At 76.2% G+C, this 20,791-nt stretch carries 14 protein-coding genes and 2 pseudogenes; 8 read left to right on the top strand and 8 right to left on the bottom strand.

All coding sequences use genetic code 11. The annotated features are described in order from the left end of the window. Positions 1-81 precede the first annotated feature (81 nt). The 4 genes from ACFY4B_RS40575 to ACFY4B_RS40590 all read left to right on the top strand — a co-directional run bounded on the left by ACFY4B_RS40575 (position 82) and on the right by ACFY4B_RS40590 (position 4,594). Positions 82-855, top strand: a complete 774-nt coding sequence (locus tag ACFY4B_RS40575; protein WP_387976591.1) for a BTAD domain-containing putative transcriptional regulator — start codon at positions 82-84, stop codon at positions 853-855. Between the two features lie 66 nt (positions 856-921). Then, entirely contained in the window at positions 922-1,710 is a 789-nt protein-coding gene (locus ACFY4B_RS40580; protein ID WP_074002979.1) for an SDR family NAD(P)-dependent oxidoreductase, read from the top strand. A gap of 61 nt (positions 1,711-1,771) precedes the next feature. Next, complete coding sequence (locus ACFY4B_RS40585) at positions 1,772-4,108, top strand: condensation domain-containing protein (protein WP_387976504.1); 2,337 nt, start codon at positions 1,772-1,774, stop codon at positions 4,106-4,108. A 39-nt stretch (positions 4,109-4,147) separates the two neighbouring features. Beyond that, positions 4,148-4,594, top strand: coding sequence for an SRPBCC family protein (locus ACFY4B_RS40590; protein ID WP_387976507.1), 447 nt, complete (start codon positions 4,148-4,150; stop codon positions 4,592-4,594). Between the two features lie 12 nt (positions 4,595-4,606). On the opposite strand, the gene ACFY4B_RS40595 is transcribed toward ACFY4B_RS40590, so the two are convergent. Then, positions 4,607-5,098, bottom strand: coding sequence for a winged helix-turn-helix transcriptional regulator (locus ACFY4B_RS40595; protein ID WP_387976510.1), 492 nt, complete (start codon positions 5,096-5,098; stop codon positions 4,607-4,609). 107 nt (positions 5,099-5,205) lie between these two features. On the opposite strand from ACFY4B_RS40595, the gene ACFY4B_RS40600 reads away from it, so the two are divergent. Then, positions 5,206-5,703 carry a hypothetical protein gene (locus ACFY4B_RS40600; RefSeq protein ID WP_387976513.1) on the top strand — a complete coding sequence of 166 codons (498 nt, stop codon included), beginning with the start codon at positions 5,206-5,208 and terminating at the stop codon, positions 5,701-5,703. 51 nt (positions 5,704-5,754) lie between these two features. Here ACFY4B_RS40600 and ACFY4B_RS40605 read toward each other — a convergent pair whose 3' ends face one another. Then, entirely contained in the window at positions 5,755-6,642 is an 888-nt protein-coding gene (locus ACFY4B_RS40605) for a hypothetical protein (protein WP_387976515.1), read from the bottom strand. 124 nt (positions 6,643-6,766) lie between these two features. Continuing rightward, positions 6,767-7,708 carry a TIGR01777 family oxidoreductase gene (locus ACFY4B_RS40610; protein ID WP_387976518.1) on the bottom strand — a complete coding sequence of 314 codons (942 nt, stop codon included), beginning with the start codon at positions 7,706-7,708 and terminating at the stop codon, positions 6,767-6,769. A gap of 187 nt (positions 7,709-7,895) precedes the next feature. Here ACFY4B_RS40610 and ACFY4B_RS40615 point away from each other — a divergent pair, with 187 nt between their 5' ends. After that, positions 7,896-9,146 (top strand): cytochrome P450, encoded by a 1,251-nt coding sequence (locus ACFY4B_RS40615; RefSeq protein ID WP_387976521.1) that lies wholly within the window; start codon positions 7,896-7,898, stop codon positions 9,144-9,146. Positions 9,147-9,186: 40 nt separating this feature from the next. On the opposite strand, the gene ACFY4B_RS40620 is transcribed toward ACFY4B_RS40615, so the two are convergent. Further along, complete coding sequence (locus ACFY4B_RS40620) at positions 9,187-12,324, bottom strand: ATP-binding protein (protein WP_387976523.1); 3,138 nt, start codon at positions 12,322-12,324, stop codon at positions 9,187-9,189. A 224-nt stretch (positions 12,325-12,548) separates the two neighbouring features. On the opposite strand from ACFY4B_RS40620, the gene ACFY4B_RS40625 reads away from it, so the two are divergent. Next, a complete protein-coding gene (locus ACFY4B_RS40625; protein ID WP_387976526.1) occupies positions 12,549-13,403 on the top strand; it encodes a class I SAM-dependent methyltransferase in 855 nt (284 codons plus the stop codon). Between the two features lie 97 nt (positions 13,404-13,500). On the opposite strand, the gene ACFY4B_RS40630 is transcribed toward ACFY4B_RS40625, so the two are convergent. The 4 genes and pseudogenes from ACFY4B_RS40630 to ACFY4B_RS40645 form a co-directional block, all read right to left on the bottom strand. Then, positions 13,501-14,994, bottom strand: a complete 1,494-nt coding sequence (locus ACFY4B_RS40630; RefSeq protein WP_387976529.1) for an SDR family oxidoreductase — start codon at positions 14,992-14,994, stop codon at positions 13,501-13,503. Positions 14,995-15,143: 149 nt separating this feature from the next. Continuing rightward, positions 15,144-16,452 (bottom strand): annotated as a pseudogene (locus ACFY4B_RS40635) (cryptochrome/photolyase family protein); the annotation flags it as partial. A gap of 159 nt (positions 16,453-16,611) precedes the next feature. After that, positions 16,612-17,247, bottom strand: a complete 636-nt coding sequence (locus tag ACFY4B_RS40640) for a B12-binding domain-containing protein (RefSeq protein ID WP_387976593.1) — start codon at positions 17,245-17,247, stop codon at positions 16,612-16,614. A gap of 195 nt (positions 17,248-17,442) precedes the next feature. Continuing rightward, positions 17,443-17,817 (bottom strand): annotated as a pseudogene (locus ACFY4B_RS40645) (MerR family transcriptional regulator); the annotation flags it as partial. 620 nt (positions 17,818-18,437) lie between these two features. On the opposite strand from ACFY4B_RS40645, the gene ACFY4B_RS40650 reads away from it, so the two are divergent. After that, positions 18,438-20,735 (top strand): LuxR C-terminal-related transcriptional regulator, encoded by a 2,298-nt coding sequence (locus ACFY4B_RS40650; RefSeq protein ID WP_387976532.1) that lies wholly within the window; start codon positions 18,438-18,440, stop codon positions 20,733-20,735. Positions 20,736-20,791 lie beyond the last annotated feature (56 nt).

Genomic DNA, 20,791 nt, shown 5'->3' on the forward strand with positions numbered 1-20,791 from the left:
CGGCGGAGGCCCCCGGCACCGCCCCCAGCGGAGCCGCCCGGAGCTGAGCCGGCCCCGGCCACCCGCCGCCCCTCTCCGCCCATCTCCGTCGTCCCCACCGCCGCCAAGCAGCGCCAGATCCTCGCCCTCCTCGCGCTCTACCCGAACCGGATCCTGCCCACGGCCACCCTGATCGAGGAGATCTGGGGCGACGACCCGCCAAGACAGGCGCTCACCACGATGCAGACGTACATCCTGCAGCTGCGCCGCCGGATCACCCAGGCCCTCGGGCCGACCCCGCACGCCACCGCCAAGGACATCCTCACCACCCGGCACGGCGGCTACCAGCTCACCACCCACCCGGACAACCTGGACGTCCACACCTACAACCTGCTGACCACCCAGGGCCAGCACGCCTTCAACCACGGCCAGGACCACCAGGCCGCCACCCAGTTCCGCCAGGCCCTCGCGCTCTGGCACGGCCCCGCCCTGGTCGACGTCCGGCCCGGGCCGATCCTCACCATCGAGATCATGCGCCTGGAGGAGAGCCGGCTGATCACCCTGGAACGCCGCATCGACACCGACCTGCGGCTCGGCCGGCACAACGAGCTGATCCCCGAGCTCACCCACCTGACCCACCAGCACCCGCACCACGAGGGCCTGCACGCCCAGGCCATGGTCGCGCTCTACCGGGCCGGCCGGCAGACCAGCGCCCTGACCACCTACCACCACCTGCGGCACCGGCTGACCACCGAGCTCGGCATCCAGCCCTCGCCGCACCTCCAGCACCTCCAGCACGCGATCCTCACCCTGGACCCCACCCTCAACACGCCCACCACGGCCCACCCGACCACCTACAACCTGTACTCGGCCTGAGCCCCGTCCGGACGGCCGTCCCCGCCGACCTCTCCCAGCTCCCAGCCCTCACCCACAGGACGCGTCATGACCACCGCACCCGAGAAACCCCTCGCCCTGATCACCGGCGGTACCCGCGGCATCGGCCTCGCCATCGCCCGCGAACTCGGCAGCCGCGGCCACCGTGTCTTCATCTGCGCCCGCACCGCCCGGGACATCGACCAGGCCCTCGCCACCCTGCGCGACGAGGGCCACCAGGCCGACGGCCTCACCTGCGACGTCCGCGACCCCGTCCAGGTCGGCGAACTGATCCGGCACGCGGTGGCCGAGTACGGCCCGATCACCGTCCTGGTCAACAACGCCGGACGCACCGGCGGCGGGCCGACCGCGACCACCACAGACGACCTCTGGTACGACGTCATCGACACCAATCTGAACGCGGTCTTCCTGGTCACCCGGGAGACCCTCCGGCACGGCCACATCACCAGCACCGCCCACCCGCGGATCATCAACATCGCGTCCACCGCCGGGAAGCAGGCCGTCACCCTGGGCGCCCCGTACACCGCGAGCAAGCACGCCGTGATCGGCTTCACCCGGGCGCTGGCCAAGGAGCTGGCGCCGACCGGCACCACCGTCAACGCCATCTGCCCGGGGTACGTCCAGACCCCGCACACCACCAGGATCCACCACGAGTACGCGACCGCCTACAACACCACCCCCGAGACCATCCACCAGCACTTCCAGCAGCACATCCCGCTCGGCCGCTACACCACGCCCGAGGAGGTCGCCTCGCTGGCCGGCTACCTCACCAGCCCCACCGCGGCCAGCATCACCGCCCAGGCACTGAACGTCTGCGGCGGGCTCGCCACCCAGTAACCCCGGCGCGATCCCGGCCGGCCACGGGAAGGATGAGGGCTCCGGTGCCCGCTGATCAGCCATGACGAACCGTCAGTTCTCCAGCGCACCCGTCACCTTGCTGGTGGCCGGCGCTCCCGCGCCCGAGCCCTGCCTGCCCGCCGGCCGTCCGCCCGGGCCGCTGGACGCCGGGGCGGTGCGCGCCGCGCTGGCCGGCGCCGCCCCCCGGCCCCGGCGGGCCCCCGAACGGCCCGTCCGGGCACCGGAGTTCGTCCTGGTCGAGCTGCACCGGCGATACCCGCCGGAGGCGCTGCGCGCCGCGCTGCGCAGCGTCCTCGCCGACGACCCCGCCGGGCCCGCGGCAGACCTGCTCTGGCAGCGGACGGTGGACGGCCCGGACGGGCTCGACCGGGTGCTGGTGGAGCTGGGGCGCAGCCTGGCCGGCGGCCCCCGGCTGCGGGCCGTCCTGGTCGAGGAGGCGCGCGACGCCACCGGGGACGGCGGGCGCCACACCACCGGGGACGGTGCGCCGGACGGCGGGCGGCGACTGTTCGTCGGCGTCGCCCAGGGCCCGCTCGCCCGCGCCGCCGGGGTGCTGGAGGAGCTGCGCGAGGCCCTGGCGCACCCGCCCGAGCCGGTCACCGTACCGACCAGCGCCCTCCAGCGGGAGCTGCTGCGCCAGGTGATCGGGGAGTCCGAGCCCGGCGGACGGCACGTCGAGCAGCTGTCCTGGAACTGGCACGGGCCGCTGGACACCGAACGCTTCACCGCGGCCTGGCAGTCCGTCTTCGACCACGAGACGGTGCTGCGCGCGGCCTTCGACTGGGACGAGCACGGCCCCGACGACCCCTGGATGGTGCTGCACGAGCACGCCGTCCCCGAGGTGACCCGGCACCGCCACGGCGCCGCCGACTGGGAGGACCTGCTCGCCGCCGACCGCCGGCGCGGCTTCGACCTGCGCCGCCCCGCCCTGCTGCGCGCCACCCTCGTCGACGCCCCACCGGACACCGGGGAGGGGCCCGCCACCCGGGTCCTGCTCACCTACCACCACGCGATGCTGGACGGCTGGAGCGTACGGCTGCTGCTCCAGTCCTTCTACCGCGCCTACCTGACCGGCGGCGTGCTGGCCGGCGGCCAGCGCCGCCCCGACCTGCGCGACCACGCCCGCTGGCTGTCCGGCCAGAGCACCGACGCGGCACGGCAGTTCTGGTCCACCCGGCCCCCCGCCACCGCCGTCCTGCCGCTCGCCCCGGACCCGCGCCGGCGCGGCAGCGGCCGGGCCCGGCGCCGGCTCACCCCGTACGAGGCGGTCCGGCTGCGCGGCTGGGCGGCCGCCTGGGGCGCGGGCGAGAGCAGCGCCCTCCAGGCGGCCTGGGCGCTGCTGCTGTACCGCGCCGAGCAGACGGACCGGCCCCGCCGCCCGGCCCGCGCGGTGCGGGTCGGCTTCGCGGTGACCGTCTCCGGCCGGGGCATCCCGCTGGACGGCGTCGAGCGGCTGCCCGGCGCCCTGCGCAACCCGCTGCCGATCTCCGTCCGGGTGCAGCCGGGCACCACCGTGCCGCAGCTGCTCGCGGCGCTGCGCGACGGGGTGCTCGACCTCGCCGCGTACGAGTGGGTCTCCCCCGGCCAGGCCCACCGCTGGACGCCCGGCGCGCGCGGGCAGCGGCCGAACAGCCTGGTCGTCCTGGAGTACCAGCCCGCCGCGGCGCACCACCTGCGGCTGGAGACCGACCTGGCCGCGCACGGCATCCACGTGGAGAGCCCGGCCCCGGCCGGCACCCTCACCTCGTACCCGATCACGCTCGCCGCCCACTACGACGCCACCGGCGGGCTGGTCCTCACCACCACCCACGACCGTGCCCTGCTCGCCGACCGGGACGCCGCCGAACTCCTCGACCAGAGCGCCCACCTGCTGCGCAGCTTCCCCGACCTGCCGAGCGGGCTGGGCACCACCGAGGTGCTGCGCTCCACCCTGGCCGGCCAGCCGGCGCCCCGGCTGGGCGAGCCGGCGGCCGGTGCCGCCGAGGGCACCGAGCCGGCCGCCCCGGCGGTGCGCCTGGACGTGCTGCGCCGGGCCGCCCGCCCGGGCGCGGGCTGGGTCCTGCTGCTGCCCCCGCCCGACGCCCCGCACACCCGCTACCCCGGCGCCGCGCGCGACTGGCCCGGCCCGCAGGCCCTCGGGGTGCTGCGCCCCGCCGGGGACGACCCGCCCCCGGCCGCGTACCGACCGGTGCTCGGCCCGCTGCTGGAGTCCCGCGCGCCGGTCGCCCTGGTCGCCCCGCCGGGGCTCGGGGCCACCGCGTGCGGGATCGCCCGGCTGGGTTCGCCGGCGCACCCGCCGCTGGTGGTGCTGCTCGACGGGGACGGCGACCTGACGGCGGTGGCGGGCCTGCTGGGGGGCCTGCCGCGGCGCCGCTAGGGCCACCGCGCGGCTTCGAGAGGGCCTAGGGTGGCGACCGTGGCCCGCTTCGTCCTGATCCGCCGTACGCCGCTGCCGCCCGCCGAGTGCTGGGAGCGGCTGACGGCCTGGCCCCGGCACGGGGACCGGGTGCCGTTCACCCGGGTCCGCGTGGTCCGGGGCTCCGGCCGGGAGGCGGGCGACGTCGTCCTGGCCCGGACGGCCCTCGGGCCGTTCCGTTTCGACGACCCGATGGAGCTCACCGAGCTGGTCGTCCCCGGCCCCGGCCGGGACGGGCGGTGCCGGCTGGTCAAGCGCGGCCACCCGGTGCACGGCTGGGCCGAGCTGCGGGTCCGGGCGGTGGGCGGCGGCAGCGCGGCGGCCTGGACGGAGGAGCTGACGGTCGCCGGCCTGCCCCGGACGCTCGATCCGCTGCTCGATCCGGTCCTGGCGCGGTCCGGGCGCCTGGTCTTCGGCCGGGTCCTGGACCACCTGCTGGGGCCGTAGCGGCCCGGCCGCTCAGGACGGCAGGAAGCGGGCGCCCGGGCCCGGGCTGCGGTAGACGGAGTCCGGGGACAGGTGGGTGTGGCCGCCCGCACACTCCAGCACGAGGGTGACCGGTTCGTCGCAGCCGTGCTCCTCGCCGCCGCCGTGCCGGACGACGACCGACGGGCCCTCCTCGTCGGCGAGGTACTTGTCGCCCCACTCCAGCAGGGCGATCACGGTGGGCCGCAGGTCCCTGCCCTTCTCGGTGAGGTGGTACTCGAAGCGCTGCCGGTCGCCGGGCTTCTGGTACGGCACGCGGCGCAGCACGCCCGCGGCGACGAGGCCGTCGAGCCGAGTGGACAGCAGGTTGCTGGCGATGCCGAGCCGGGTGCGGAACTCCCCGAAGCGGCCGACGCCGTCCAGCGCCTCCCGCACGATCAGCAGCGACCAGCGTTCGCCGACCGCCGCGAGGGCGCGCCCCATCGAACAGTTCACCGGGTCGATCCGCCGCCGCTGCTCCGCCATGGGTCGATCCTAGACCGTCCGACCCACCTGGGTTGACAATCCGTACTCAGCCCGGGCTAGGCTCCGGGCCACCTGAGTTGAGAAAGTAAATCCAGGAGGCGACGGCCATGCCGATGCTCGACGTCCACATCCCCGACGGCGCCCTGCGCCCCGAGGCGGAAGCGGCCCTGCTCAACCGCATCACCGAGATCCTGATCCACCACGAGGGCTTCGACCCCGCCGACCCGGTCACCCGCTCGGTGTCCTGGCTCTTCCTCCACCGGCCCGCCGCCGTCTACGTCGGCGGCACGCTCGCGGACGCGCCGCGCTACAAGGTCGTCCCGTCGGTGCCCGAGGGCCAGCTCGACGCCCGCAAGCGCGCGGGCGTCATCGCCGACGTCACCGAGGCGATCCTGGACGCCGAGGACGGCGCCTGGCCGCGCGACCCCGGCCGGATCTGGGTGTTCCCCACCGAGATCCCCGAGGGCCACTGGGGCGGCTTCGGCAAGGTCAGGCCGCTCGCCGCGATCCTCGCCCGGCTCACCGGCAACGACCGCGCCCGGGCCCGCGACCTCGCCGCGCGCCGGATTGCCGAGAGCCGCGCCGAGCACGCCCGGCTGCCGTAGGGCGCACCCGACGCCGGTGACCTTCGCCGGGCCCCGGCCCCCGGCCCCCGGTCAGCCCCCGTCGCGGCGGCCGCGCCGCGGGTCGGCGGAGGCCCGGCGCCAGTCCAGGTACTGCTGGCGGACGTACGAGCGCGCGTCGTCGTCCGTGGCGGCGGTGACGCCGTCGTGCTCGCACAGGTAGCCGGCCGAGATCCGCGCCCACACCACCTGCTCGCGGTCCGCGTCACCGCCCGCCAGCGCGATCCGGTCGGCCTGGGCGGCGGCGCGCAGCAGGTGGGCACGCCGCTTGCGGGGCGGGCTCTTGGCGGCGTTCCGGCCCGCCGCCAGGGACGTCTCCTCCTCCGCGATGCCCGGGGCGCCCGCGTACGCCTCCGCCGCCGTGGGCACCGGCCCGGCCGGCACGCTCCGCACCGCTGGGGGCGGCGTCGGCGGCAGCCCGCGGGTGTGGAGCACGTCGTCGGCGAACTCCGGCCGGTCGACGGGCAGCCCGTGCCGGCCGAAGAGGGCGAACAGCTCGGCCAGGGCGCGCGGTTCGAGGCCGCGCGGCCGGTCGTCGTCGGTGACGTCGAACCGGCCGAGCAGCGGGCCCCAGAACCGGCCCGGCGGGTCCACCAGGCGCAGCCGGAGGGTGACCCGGTGGACGCTGGTCTCCTCCTCCTCGTCGAACTCCATGGCCAGGCCGCGGATCTCCGACCAGGCGTAGCGGCGCGGGACCAGCAGCCGGACCACGGTGAGGCCGTCCGCCTCCTCCCGCAGCCAGAAGGTGTGCGGCACTCCGACGGCCACCGCGCCGGCCACCAGGGCGCCGACGAGCACGGCCGTCCCCGGGTCGGCCAGACCGGACTCCCCCAGCACGATCACCGTCACCAGGGCCAGCAGGCAGCCGACGCCGATGATGTCCACCCGCCGCCGCATGTACGACAGCCGTACCGTCCGCATCCCGCCCCCTGGTGTCCCCTGCGTGTGGGCTCCACGCTCCCGGCAGCGGCCGGGCCCGGGCAAGCACCGGCGGGCAGCTGTGACGGCCCCGTGACGAACCCGGCCCACCACGCTCCGGAAGGCGCTACCGCCCGCGCAGCCGCCGGACGAGGTCGCGGGCGGCCTCCTGCCAGCTCGGGTGGTCGAAGGTGAAGCCCGCGTCGAGCAGCCGGGTCGGGACGACGCGGCGGCTCTTCAGCAGCAGTTCGGTGTCGGAGCGCAGCGCGAAGGCGCCCAGTTCGGCCATCCAGCGGGTGGCGGGCAGGGCCAGCGGCATGCCCCAGGCGGTGCGCAGTTCGCGCATGAACGCGCGTTGCGGCAGCGGGTTCGGGGCGGCGAGGTTGACCGGGCCGGTGAGGTCCTCGCGGGCGATCAGGAACTCGACGGCGCGGGCGAAGTCGCGCTCGTGGATCCAGGAGACGTACTGGGCGCCGCCCGCGACGGGGCCGCCGGCGCCGAGCCGGGCCAGCCAGGAGAGCGCGTCGAGGGATCCGCCGCGCTCGGGGCCGAGGACGGCGGCGGTGCGCAGGGCGACCCGGCGGGTGTGCGGGGTGTCGGCCTCCGCCTGGGCACGCTCCCAGGCCCGGGCGACGTCGATGCTGTGCCGCCAGGCGGCCGGGGCGTCGGGCTCGCTGCCGCCGATCAGGCCGTCCAGCTCGCCGTTGGGGGCGTCGTGGCGGTGGGCGTAGACGGTGGCGGTACTCATCTGGAGCCAGTGCGCGGGCGGGCGGCGGGCGGCCGCGACGGCCTCGCCGACGATCCGGGTCGACTGCACCCGCGAGTCCATCATCTCCTGCCGGTTCGCCTCGGTGGAGCGGCAGTTGACGCTGCGCCCGGCGAGGTTGAGCACGACGTCGGCCCCGTCGACCTCGGCCGCCCAGGCGCCGAGGGTCCGTCCGTCCCAGCCGACCTGCCGGGGCCCGGCGGGCCTGCGGCTCAGCACCACGACCTGGTGTCCGGCGGCGGTCAGGCTCCGGTCGAGCAGCGCCCCGAGTGCCCCCGATCCGCCGGGAATGACGACCTTCATGGCTTCCCCCTCCTGCCCCCGGTTCCTGGGAGCCCAGCCTAGCCCAAACTTCTGAACGCGTTCAATTACACCGTCCGCGCCACCGCCCGGACGACTGAAACCACGGTGAAACCGCACTGAAGGCGGGCCCCGGCAAGCTCCGAGGCATCGAAAGCCGCACAGCCGTGTGACGAAGGAGAGACCCGCCATGACCACCGCCCCCGTCCGGCTCACCCCCGAGGACGTCGAGAACCCCGTCGGCGCCTACGCCCGCTTCCGCGAGCAGACCGAGCTGCCCCGGGTCGTCCTGCCCGGCCTGGACACCCCGGTCCGGCTCGTCACCCGCTACGCCGACGTGAAGGCCGCGCTCACCGAGCCCCGGCTGGTCCGGGACCGGGCGGGGCTCGCCGCTCCGGCCGACGCCGGATCCGACCCGCAGGACGAGCTGCTGGCCGCCGCCTTCGACAGCTTCCCCGCCGAGTACGCCGGCTACCTCTCCGGCCACCTGGCGCTGTTCGACGGCGAGGAGCACGCCCGCCGCCGCGCGCCCCTGACCCGCGCCTTCACCGCCCGCCGGATCGCCGCCCTGCGCGGCTTCGTCGAGCGCACCGCCGCCGAGCTGCTGGCCGGCCTCGCCGCCCGGGACGAACCGGCCGACCTTCTGGGCGAGTTCGCCTACCCGCTGACCACCCAGGTGATCTGCGAACTGGTCGGCGTCGAGGAGGCCGACCGGCCCCGGGTCTGCGGCTGGATCCGCGACTTCGCGTACGGCGACGGCAGCCGCACGGTCGAGGGCCTGGTCGGCATCGTCGACCACGTCAAGGAGCTGATCGCGCACCGCCGCGCCGAACCCACCGGGGACCTCGTCTCCACCCTGGCCCACGACACCCGCGAGGGCGAGCAGCCGCTGGACGAGGACGACCTGGTCGCGGCCGTCTTCCTGCTGATCAACACCGGCATCACCCCGCCCGCGCTGTTCCTCGCCCACGGCCTGCTCGCCCTGTTCGACCACCCCGACCAGCTGGCCCGGCTGCGCGCCGAGCCGCAGCTGCTGGAGCGGGCCGTGCCCGAACTGCTGCGGTACATCACCCTGGTGCGGATCGGCGCCACCCTGTACGCCGCCGAGGACTTCACCTTCGCCGGGACGGCGCTGCGCACCGGCGACCCGGTCACCGTCGCCCTGCTGGCCGCCGACCACGACCCGCGGGAGTACGGCGAGGCGCCAGAACGCCTCGACATCGCCCGGGAGTTCGGGCGCGGCGACGGCCACCTGGCGTTCGGCCACGGCGCGCACTACTGCCTGGGCGCGGCCCTCGGCCGGCTGGTCACCTCGGTGGTGCTGGACCAGGTGCTGATCCGGCGGCCGGAGGCGGCTCTCGGGGTCGCGCGGGACGGGCTGGAGTTCGGCCACTGGCCGGCCGACGGCTTCCACCTGCTGCGGCTGCCGGTGCGGCTCTGAGCGGGCGCCGGCGTGTCGGGGCCCGTTCTGGGTTCCGCGCTCAGCCGCCCACCAGCCGGCGCGCCTCGGCCGCCAGGGCGGACCGGTCAGGCGCCGCGTACGCGGCCACCGCCCGGCGGTACTCCGCCGGGTCGGCCCGCTCCGCGTCCGCCCGGGCCGCCGCCGAGCCCATGGTCGGCTGGAAGGTACGCAGGCAGCGGAACCGCTCGGCCAGCACGACCAGCCGTACGCCCGTCCGGGTCCGCTCCGGATCGCCCTCCCGGCCGCCCCGGTCCAGCGCCATCAGGCCGAGCGCGAGCAGCAGCGCCCCCGCGAGCGGGCCCTCCACCAACGCGGCCGGCCGGCCCAGCAGTTCGACCAGCCACTCCGGGAGGGAAGCCGCCAGGGCGGCCACCCGCTCCGACTCGCCGTACCGGGCGTGCGCGGCCACGCAGGCCGCCATCGGCTCCAGCGTCCAGGACGGCTCGGCGGGCGGCTCCGCGGCCCTGGCGAGCAGCTCGGCGGAGCGCCGCCACAGCGCCAGACCGGCGTCCACCTCGCCCCGAGCGAGGGCGAGTTCGGCCCGGACGCCGAGCTCGGGGGCGGGCAGCTCGGCGGCCTCCGCGGGCTGGTGCCGCACCGCCAGCTCCAGCCAGTGCTCGGCGCCGTCCGGGTCCCCGGCCTGCAAGCTGCCGATCACCATGCCCCAGCGCAGGCCCAGCATGTCGTTCCAGTCGCCGAGCCGGTCCAGCTCCGCCATCGCCGCGCCCAGCAGCGGCAGGGCCTCGGAGCCCCGCTCCCCCTGTAGATGCAGCTCGCCGAGCCGGGCGAGCGCCAGCACCCGCAGCCAGGGCACCGGCAGCGTCTCGAAGGCCGCCAGCGTCCGCCGCGCCGAGGCGGTCGCCCGCTCCATCTCCTGCGCGGCCTCCCAGCGGTAGCCGGCCACCGCCTCGGCCACACCGGCGAGCAGGGGTTCGGGGGCGGCGCACAGGGCCGCCAACAGCCCGCCGCCCGGGGCGCCCACCTCGCCATCGTTCGGGCCGAGCACCTCGGGGACGGCCGCCATCACGGTGGCGATGGCCCGCACCGGGGTGTCCGGCGCGGCCGGGGGCAGCCGCCGCAGGGCGGCGAGCAGCCGCAGCGCGCCGGTGCCGGTGCCGAGCCCGCCGCCCGCGGCGAGCAGGGTGTTGACGGTGCTCAGGGCGGCGAGGGTGCGCACCGGCTCCAGCAGTTCGGGCCCGGGCCGCAGCCGGGAGACCGGGCCGCCGGTGTCCTCGGCGAGGGCGAGCAGCCGGACGTAGTTGCCCTCGGTGGTCCACAGCCCGGCGAGGACGGCGGCGGTCGCGGCGACGGCGGGCCCGTCCCCGGCGGCGAGGGCCAGCCGCAGCGCCCGGACCAGGTTGTCCTGCTCGGCGCGGACCAGCCGCCACTCCGGTACGGCCGCCGGGCCGAACGGGCCGTCGTGGTGGTCGATGCCGAACTCCCGTGCCCAGAGCAGGAACCGGGCGGTGACGGCCTCGTCCTCCGCCGCCTTCGTCCGCTCGGCCGCGCCGAACTCGCGGACCGTCTCCAGCATCCGGAACCGTCCCCCGCTCGGGGTGTCGGTCAGGCGCAGCAGCGACTGGTCGACCAGGTCCTCCAGGACGGTCAGGACGTCGGGGTCGTCGAGCAGTCGCCCGGCGGCGCGGGCGGTGAAGCCGCCGGGGAAGACGGAGAGCGCGCGCAGGGCGGCCCGGCCCGGCGGGTCCAGCAGGTTCCAGCTCCAGTCGACCACGGCCTGCAGGGTGCGGTGGCGCTGCGGCGCGTCCCGGGGCCCGCCGCGCAGCAGGGCGAAGCGGTCGGCCAGCCGGTCGGCGATCTCGGTCACCGCCAGCACCCGCACCCGGGCCGCCGCCAGCTCCAGGGCCAATGGGAGCCCGTCCAGCCGGGCGCACAGCGCGGCGACCGGGCCGGCCGGCAGCTCGACGTCCGGGCGGGCCGCCCGGGCCCGCTGGGTGAACAGCTCGACGGCGGACGCCCGGTCCAACTCCGGGAGCAGGTACACCGATTCGGCGGAGATCCCGAGCGGGGTGCGGCTGGTGGTGAGCACCCGCAGGTCAGGGCGGGCGGCCACCAGCGCGTGCACCAGGTCGGCGACACCGCGCACCACCTGCTCGCAGTTGTCCAGTACCAGCAGCACCGGCCCGGCGGCGAGCGCACCGGCGATCCCCGCCCGGTCGCCCGCGCCGAGGGCGGCGGCCACCGCCCCGGCCACGTCCTGGTCGGCCGCCACTCCGGCCAGCGGCACCAGGTGCACCACCCGCTGCGCCGCCCCGCGCGCCACGGCGGCGACGACCCGGGTCTTGCCGAGCCCGCCGGGGCCGACCACCGACACCACCCGGGCGGCGCCCAGCAGTTCCGCCACGGCGGCGAGATCGGCCTCCCGGCCGACCAGCGGGTTCGGCTCGTGCGGCACCCCGCGCCGCACCGGAGCCGCCGCACCGCGCAGCAACTCCTGGTGCAGTGCGCGCAGTTCGGGCCCCGGGTCGGCGCCCAGGGCGTCCCGCAGGCCGCGGCGGTAGCGGTCGTACCGGCCGAGCGCGGCCGCCGCCCCGGCCGTCCGGGCCTCGCAGCGCAGCAGCTCCAGCAGCACCTCCTCGTCGCGCGGCTGCCCGGCGGCCTCCTCGGCGAGCGCTTCGACGGCCGCCGCGTGCCGCCCGGTGCGCGCCAGCGCGAGCGCCCGGGCCCGCCGCAACACCCGGTGGGTGCGGGCCCGTTCGGCGCGCAGCGCGGACACCGGGTCCGTCCCCTCGGGCTCCGCGGGAGCGGTGTCCCCGCCCCAGAGGTCCAGCCCCGCCTCGGCCTCGGCGAGCGCCCCGGCATGGTCCCCGGCCCGGGCCTTCTCGGCGCAGGCGGCGGCGTGCAGCAGCACCGCCGAGGCGTCCACCCGTTCCTCCCCGAGCCCCAGCCGGTACCCGGTCGGCGTGCTGGCGATCAGCTCCGCCCCGAACTTCGCCCGGGCCCGCGACACCAGCACCTGCAGCGCCTTCTCCGGCCGTTCGGGCCGCTGCTCCGGCCACAGCCCGTCCACCAGCCGCCCCCGGCCGCACCCGGCCCGCACCTCCCCGGCCAACAGGGCGAGCAGCCCCCGCAGCCCGGGCGCGGTGACCTCCTCACCCCGGCAGGAGACCGTGGACAGCACGCGCAGCTCGATCGTCACCGCGCCAGGGTAGCGATCACCGGACCGTACATCCGTTCTGATCCCCGGTCAGCAGACGTGGGCCTTGTCCCTCGTCCCTTGTCCCGCAAGGCGGCAGCACCTACCCTCCCGAGCTATCGATCCGATACATCGAACCGATAGCTCGCGCCCCGGGGCCGGTCGACCCCGGGCGGACGCCCGCGCGCTGTGCACCCGGCACAGCCCGCCGACCACGAGGAGCCACGATGACGGGGACCGACCACAGCACCGAGCACCACCGGGACGACACCCGCGGCCACGCGCCCACCGGACAGGTGCCGGCGCAGGACGAACGACGGCTGCATGGCTCGTCGTTCGGCCGGGCGGCGGTCGCCTACGCCGAGCACCGCCCGGACTACGCGCACGCCGCGGTGCACTGGGCGCTCGAAGCCGCGCCCGGCCCACGGGTGCTCGACCTCGGCGCCGGAACGGGCAAGCTCACCGCCACGCTGGTCGCGCTGGGCCACCAGGTCGTCGCGGTCGAACCCGACCCGGCGATGCTGGCCGAACTGCGCGGCACACTGCCGGACGTCCGCGCGCTGGAGGGGAGCGCCGAGGCGATCCCGCTGCCGGACGGGTCGGTCGACGCCGTGGTGTCCGGCAACGCCATGCACTGGTTCGACATGGCCGCCGCGGGGCCCGAGATCGCCAGGGTCCTCGCGCCCGGCGGCGTCCTGGCCGGCCTGTGGAACGTCTTCGACGACGGCGTCGACTGGGTGGCCGGCCTCGCCGAGGTCACCGGCCCCGCCGCCATCGGCCCCCGCGACGTGCCCGGCAGCTGGCGCACCGAGACGGCCCGGATGCACCTGCCCGCGTCGGGCGGCGCCGACGCCTGGTTCGACTCACCCGAGCAGGCGGAGTTCCCCCACGGCCAGCGGCGCACCGCCGACTCCCTCGTCTCGACCCTCGCCACCAAGGCCGGCGTCCTGGTCATGCCCGAGCAGGAACGCGAGGCCCTCCTGGCGGCGACCCGCACCTACCTCGCCGCCCGACCGGAGACCGGCGACGGCGAGTTCATCCTCCCGATGCTGACCAGCGTCCTGCGCGTCCGCCGGATGTGACGCCCGTCCGCCGCCTGCCGCCCGGGGCCCCTACAGCGTCCCGGCGTCCGGCCGGTTCGACCGCCGTGCGGCTGGTCGCGGACTGGTGGAGAGCCGTTCAATCGGCGCGGAGGGCGCGTTCCGTGATGTTGCGGGCCATGCCTCCGAAGACGGCGCTGTGGAACGGGGCGATGGCCCACCAGTAGGCGTGTCCGGCCAGGCCGTGCGGGTGGAACAGGGCCCGTTGCCGGTAGCGCGCCCCGTGCTCGCCGTCGGGTGTGACGGAGAGTTCGAGCCAGGCAAGCCCGGGCAGGCGCATCTCGGCCCTCAGGCGGAGCAGCCGGCCGGGTTCGATCTCCTCCACCCGCCAGAAGTCGAGGGAGTCCCCGACCCGCAACCGGGCCGGGTCACGGCGGCCCCGGCGCAGTCCGACGCCGCCGACCGCGCGGTCGAGCCAGCCGCGCAGGGCCCAGGCGAGGGGGAAGGAGTACCAGCCGTTGTCACCGCCGATGCCTTCGATGACCCGCCAGACTGCGGTGACCGACGCGGTGACGGTGCGTTCCCGGATGTCCTGGTAGAGGCTGCCGCCAGCCCAGTCGGGGTCCGTGGGCAGGGGGTCGCTCGGGGCGCCGGGCAGGGAGGCGGAGGACCAGCGGGTGGCGACGTCGGCGTCCTTGATGCGGCGCAGGGCGAGCGTGACGGCCTGGTCGAAGCCGGTCAGCCCGTTCGGCGGGTCCGGGATCCACTCGGCGATGTCGTGCTCGCCGCAGACGACCTCGTGGCGCAGGGACTCGACCAGGGGGCGGGCGATGGAGTTCGGCACCGGGGTCACCAGGCCGACCCAGTGGCTGGAGAGGCGGGGGGTGAGGACGGGCACGGGGACGATGAGGCGGCGGCGCAGTCCGGCCGCGCGGGCGTAGCGCCGCATCATCTGCCGGTAGTCGAGGACGTCGGGGCCGCCGATGTCGAAGGTGTGGTTCACCTCGGGTGGCAGGTCGGCGGCGGCGGCGAGGTAGCCCAGGACGTCGCGGACGGCGATCGGCTGGATACGGGTCGACACCCAGCGAGGGGTGACCATCGCGGGCAGGCGTTCGGTGAGGTAGCGGAGCATTTCGAAGGAGGCGCTGCCGGAGCCGATGATCACGGCGGCGCGCAGCTCGGCGGTCGGGACGCCGCTGGAGCGCAGGATCCGGCCGACCTCGGCGCGGGACCTCAGGTGGGGTGACAGGTCCGCTTCCGGCACCGCGGTGGGCACGAGGCCGCCGAGGTAGACGATCCGGGTGACGCCGGCGGCCGCGGCGGCAGCCCCGAAGGCTCGCGCGGCTTCCCGGTCGGTGGTCTCGAAGGAGGGTCCGGTGCCGAGGGAGTGGACGAGGTAGTAGGCGGCGTCGACGCCGTCGAGGGCCCCCGTGAGGGTTTCGGGCCGGTTCACGTCGCCGGGGACGACGTCGACGTCGGGCCGCCACGGCTGGTCCCGCAGCCGGTCGGGGTCGCGCACCAGGCAACGCACGGAGTGCCCGCGCGCGAGCAGTTCGGGCACCAGACGGCCGCCGATGTAGCCGCTCGCGCCGGTCACCAGGCAGCGCTTCGAGTCGGGTCGCAAGGCGTTCATCTCGGCTCCTCGTCCGACGTCAAGGGTGTCGATTCCTGCCGGTGCCCGGACCGACGGGACCAGGATCCCGCCTTGCTTCCGGAGCCCGCGACCGGGTGGACCGGCGGGCCCGGCGGCCGGTCCTGGCGTTCGCCCGCGCCGAGGACCGGCCGGCCGTGCTGGAACCGGGCCGTGAGGTCCTCGGGCGCGACGATCGGGGGCGGGTAGTCTCCGTCGAGGAGCCAGGGGCGGTGGATGGACGGCCCGGGCAGGTGGGCCAGTTCGGGCACCCATCGGCGTACGTAGTCGCCCGTGGGGTCGTAGCGGTCGGCCTGGCGCAGCGGGTTGAGCACCCGGTTGGGGCGGGTGTCGGTGCCGGTGCCCGCGACCCACTGCCAGTTGAGCTGGTTGACGGCGATGTCGCCGTCGACGAGCAGGGAGAGGAAGTGGGCCGCGCCGATCCGCCAGTCGAGGTAGAGCGACTTGGTGAGGAAGCTTGCCGTCAGCAGGCGGGCCCGGTTGTGCATCCAGCCCTCTTCGGCGAGCTGGCGCATCCCGGCGTCGATGATCGGGTAGCCGGTGCGGCCCTGCCGCCAGGCCTCGGCCTCGCGCTCGTCGTGGTGCCAGTGGTCGTCCCGGGCGCGGTAGTCGCGGTGTGCGGCGTCGGGGCGGGCGGCGAGCACCTGGTGGTGGAAGTCGCGCCAGGCGAGCTGCCGGACGAAGGCCTCCGCTCCGGGCCCGCCGCGCTGGAGCGCGCCTGCCGCAAGCTCGGTGGCCGACAGGCAGCCGAAGTGCAGGTACGGGGAGAGCCGGGAGGTGGCGTCGGCCGCCAGATCGTCATGGACGTCGGCGTACGCGTCGACGTCCCAGCGACGCCGGAGTTCCCGGCCCGCTCTCTCGCCACCGTGCGGCAGGGAGGGCGAGAGCGGGCCCCTGAACACGAGGTTCTCGCTGCCGATACCGTCCGGCGTGCGGATCACCCGGGGCGCGGCCAGGACGCTGCGGTGGGGGGCCTGCCGCCAGGCGCGGTGGTACGGGGTGAAGACCGCGTAGTGGCTCCGGCCGGCCGGGGTGATCCGGCCCGCCGGGACGACCGTCAGCGAGGCGTCGTGGACGTGCAGGCGGTCGCCGAACACCTCGCGCAGCCGTTCCTCCCGCCGGTGCGCGAAGGCGCTGACGCCCGCGGCGACGTGGACGGTGGCGGCACCGGCCTCGGCGGCGACCCTGGCCGCCTGCTCGGCGGTCGCGCCCCGGGCGCACGACCAGCCGGGAGCCGGCCCGGCGCAGCGAGGCGTCCAGGTCGGCGAGGCAGTCGGCCAGGAAGGCCAGCCGGTTGGGCGCGGCGAACCCGGCGCCCTCGACGGCGGGATCGAGGACGAACAGCGGCACGACCTGGTCGGCCGCGGTGTGGGCGGCGTGCAGGACCGGGTTGTCGTGCAGCCGCAGGTCCTGGGTGAACAGGGCGATGGAGACGGTCACGGGCGGTGCCTCGCAGGGAGTGCGGTCGGGGTGGTCGGGTGTCGGCGCGTGGCAGGGGCGCGAACCCGCCGGTTCGGGCCGCGGGCTCGGCCCGGCCGGGCCGTTGCGCCCCGAGCAGGCCCGGGACAGGGGACGGGACGGTCTGTCGGTGGTGGGACTTCAGGCCGTGACGGCCTGCTCCAGGAGGTCGACGGCGTCCGCGAGGGTGCGGGGGCGGGCTGCGCCGGCCCGGGGCTGGTCGCGGGCCCAACCGGGACCGGCGGCCACGACCAGGGCTCCGCCGCGGGCGCCGCGCGGGCCCCACACCCTGTCGCCGACCCTGCGCACCAGCTCGCGGTCCGCGGTGTGCTGGTCCTGGGACCAGATCATCACGGCCGACGGCCCGATCCGGTGGACGGCGTCGAGCAGGGCCCGGGGCGGGACGGCCGCGCCCAGTATGCGAAAGGGGACCCCGCGCTCCGTGAGCGCCGCGGCCGTGGCCTCGATGGCGAGGGTGTGCAGTTCGAGGGGCGTCGCCGTCAAGAGGACGGGCCTCACCTGGCGGGCGGCGGGCCCGCCGACGGCCACGCCCCGCAGAGCGCTGGAGACGTGCCAGGACAGCAGGTGCTCGACCTCGACGTACTGCTCGCCGTCCGCCGCCCACCTGCGGCCCGCGGCGCGCAGCGCGGGCATCATGACCTCCGTCCACGCGTCGACCACCCCGAGCGCGTCCACCGCTTCCCGCAGGATCCGGGCGACCTCCGGCCCGTCCAGCCGCACCGCCGCCCGGGTCAGGCCCCGGCATTCAGGGCGCACCGCTCTGACCCGCGAGGCGTGGCTTCCGCCCGGACCGTGCCCGAGCCGCTCGCCGCCCTGTGAGTCCGTTCGCGGCTCGGGGAGAGCGCGTCGCGGGCTGTCCTCGTGTACGGAGACGTCGCGCTCGGCCAGGGCCGCCCTCGCCGCCTCGCCCGGAGGCACCCCGCGTGCCGTCAGCCGGCACATCGTCTCCAGGACGGCGATGTCCCGGGGGCTCCAACGGCGGTGGTGTCCGGTCTCCCGATGGGCCGGGCCGATGCCGTAGCGGCGTTCCCAGGAACGGACCGTCGTGGGTGACACACCCAGCCGCTGGGCCACGCGGCCGGTCGGAAGCCCGACAAGGTCCACCGGCTCGGGTGCCGGGTCGGGGTCTCCGGATCGCACTCCGATCCGCCGGCCGGGTCCTCGGCCGGCCGATGAGGTCACCATCCTGCGGTCCTCCCCACGGCGAACCCCGCGCGGCACACCGCCACGGCGGCGATGACCGGCAGCGGGCTCCGGCCCGGCCGGGCCGTGTGCGGCTCGGCCGGCCCCGGAGCGGCGATGCCCGCGCACGGCGACGCCTCGCATTCGGGCGTCCCGGTGGGCGGGCTCCCGGGAGCGGGGCGCTCCCGGGCGGGGAACTGTCGGCCGATGGTCACGCGCACAGCCTCCCGGTCGACGGCGCGCAGGTCCACCCGTCCCGGATGGACGCCGGCACGGACCGGACCACCGGAGGCCGCGGGTGGAAAGCGACTCCGTACACGGGTGCGGCAACCGTACGGTGGAGCACCTCGGACGCGCCTTCGTCGCCGTGCGCCGACAGGTCCAGGAGACGACCCAGGTCTGCGGCACCCGGCACTTGCCTGCCGCCGAGATCCAGGTCGGAACGGGTTCGGATGAGCGAGGTCACGCGGCCACGGTGCAGCGGTTCAGCACCGGTCGCCCAGTCGAATCGTTTGTGCAGCGTTTTCCAAGGGGGACCAGACCTTCCGGACGATGCGGCACCGCCGGCCCCGGCGGAGACGACACCACGGACTCCCGTGCCCCTCGCCCTCGAACGCCCGGCGGGCACCGCGGCGGTCCGCGATCCCCCGGCGGTATCCCAGAACTCTGGGATACCGCCGGCAGCGGCCGACATCCAGCATCAGTACGGACGATCCCGCCGGCGCACGGGCGCCGCGTAGGTGGAGCCAGCTCTGGAGCCGTCCATGACCAGCTTGTTCGAGTCCACCGTCCCCCAGCCGGAGCCCGCGGACCACCGGGCCGTCACGGGTGAGCTGTTCGGGCGGGCACGTGAGACGGCCGAGTTGCTGCGGCTGCTCGCCGACCCCACCGTGCCGGGCGTGCTGCTGCACGGCCTTCCGGGCAGCGGCAAGACCCGGCTGGCGTCCGCGGTCGCCGAGCAGTACCGAGCGGCGGGCGCCGCGACCGGAACTCCCTGCCCGGCTTCATTGCTGACTGTCGATCAGATCGAACCGGACGAGTATCCGGCGCTGCTGGCCCGGTGCGCCTCGAGTGGGGCGAAGCTGCTCGCGACCGGTCGCCTGCCAGCCACCGGCGCCGACGTGGCGTACCGGGTGGACCCACTGGCCGTTCCGGTGGACTGGTCACCGATCGACCTGGACGCCTTCTGCCGCATCCCTTCGGTGCAGGTCTTCACGGCCGCCCGGCAGGCCTGGAGCCCGTGCTTCACGGTGACCGCCCGGAACCAGCAGGCCGTAGGCCGGATCTGCGTGGAACTCCGGGGCCTGCCAGGCGCGTTGGTGATCGCGGCCCGGGTGGCGGCGCTGGAGGGCATCGGCACCGTGCTGACCGCACTCGGCGGGGCGGGAGGAGGCGGAGCCGCAGGAGGCAGGATTCCGGGCGGCGGGGCGGCCCCCTGCGCCGGGCCGCGCGTCCCGCCAGCGCGCCGGCCGGCGCGACAACCAACGGGGCGGGGCGGCCCGCTCGGCGCCGACGAGGCGCGGCTGCTGTCCTGCACGCCGCTGTTCGTCGGCGGGTTCGGACCCGAGGCGCTCCGGGCGGTGTCCGGGATCACGCCGAGCGCCTTCCCTGCGGCGCTCGAAGCCCTGCTCGGTCGGCAGTCGCTGACGCTCGAGGACCGGCCGTCCGGCCGATTGGCCGGTGCAACCGAAACGCGACTTCATGTGCCGTTCGACGGCCTGCCCGAGGCCCGGCCCGCCGACGGCAGGTTCACCGTCCCCATGCTCCGCCACGCGCGCTACTACGCCCGGCTCGCGGCCGGGGCCGGCCGTCGGCTGGCCGCCGGTGACCAGCCGACAGCCCTGCTCGCCCTGCGCGTCGAGGAGGCCAACCTCCGCTTGGCGGTCAACACCCTGACCGGCCACGGGCTCACTGCCGAGGCCCTCGACCTGATGGAGCGGTTGCTCGCCCACGCCCGCCTCGTCGGCCTCGGCCCGGCCTGGACCGACCGGGACGCCGCGCTGCTCGGCTCCACCAGTGCCACCGGTGAGCGGGCGCGCGTCCGGCTGGCACTGATCCGCGCCGAAGCCCGACTGCTCGACGGCGACCACGAGTCGGCGGCTGTCCTGCTGGACGAGATCGAGGCAGCCTCAGCAGAGTCGGACCGATGTCGGACCACACCCGATGCCCCCTCCGCGGCGGCCCGACTCCTGCGACTGCGGGGCCTGACCGGGTTCGACCGTGACCCCGCCCGAACCCTCGCCGCACTCACTCGGGCGGCAGAGCTCCTCCGCGGGGCCGACGACGAACCGGCAGCCCTGCGCGTCGAGTTGGAGGCTGCCCTGGCCGAGCTTCGGCTCGGTCGAACCGGTCCCGGCAGCGCGCTGGCGGACCGGGTGCTGACCGCGGCGCGGCACCGGGGGGACGCGCTGCTGGCCGGCACGGCCCTGCTCCACCTGGGCCTGCTCGCCGCCGCCGACGGCGATCCGTCCGCGTCCCGCGCCCACTACGTCGAGGGGCTGGCCCAGCTGCGCCCGCTCGGCGCCGTCGCCACGCTCGGCGCGCTGGTCGGCCTGGTCGCGAGCCCCCTGCGCCCGGCACCGGCGCGGGCGACCGACGCCGCCCGACTGCTGGGCAGCTTCTATCCGGGGCGGGCCGGCATTCCCGGCGACCCCGCGGATCCCGACCTGGCCACCGCCCGGCTGCTCCCCGGCATCCGCCGCCGGCTCACCGAGGACGAGTTCACCCACGCACTGGCAGCCGGCGCGGCCACCGCGCTCCCGGACCTGCTCTGCTCCCTCGGCGAGTCGGACTCCACCGGGACACCGCCGAAGAGGAAGCTGACGAATCGCCAGTTTCAGGTCTCGCTCCTGGTGGCCGACGGGCTGAGCAACCACCAGATCGCACGTCGCCTGGGCATCTCGGAGTGGACCGTGGTCAACCACCTCCGCGAGGCGATGCGGCGATTGCAGTGCTCCTCGCGGGTCGGCGTCGCCGGCTGGGTGCACCGCTCCGGCCGGCGGCCGGGCCCCGCTCACGGCGCGAACCGGGGATGGTACGACGATCCGTTCGAGGCCTCCTGACCCGGCGGGAGGCCCCGCCACCCGGGCTTCCGCCGCCCCGGCTTCCAGGTCGGCCG

Origin of the sequence: Kitasatospora sp. NPDC001261 (assembly GCF_042896795.1) — a bacterium.
Lineage (GTDB): Bacteria > Actinomycetota > Actinomycetes > Streptomycetales > Streptomycetaceae > Kitasatospora.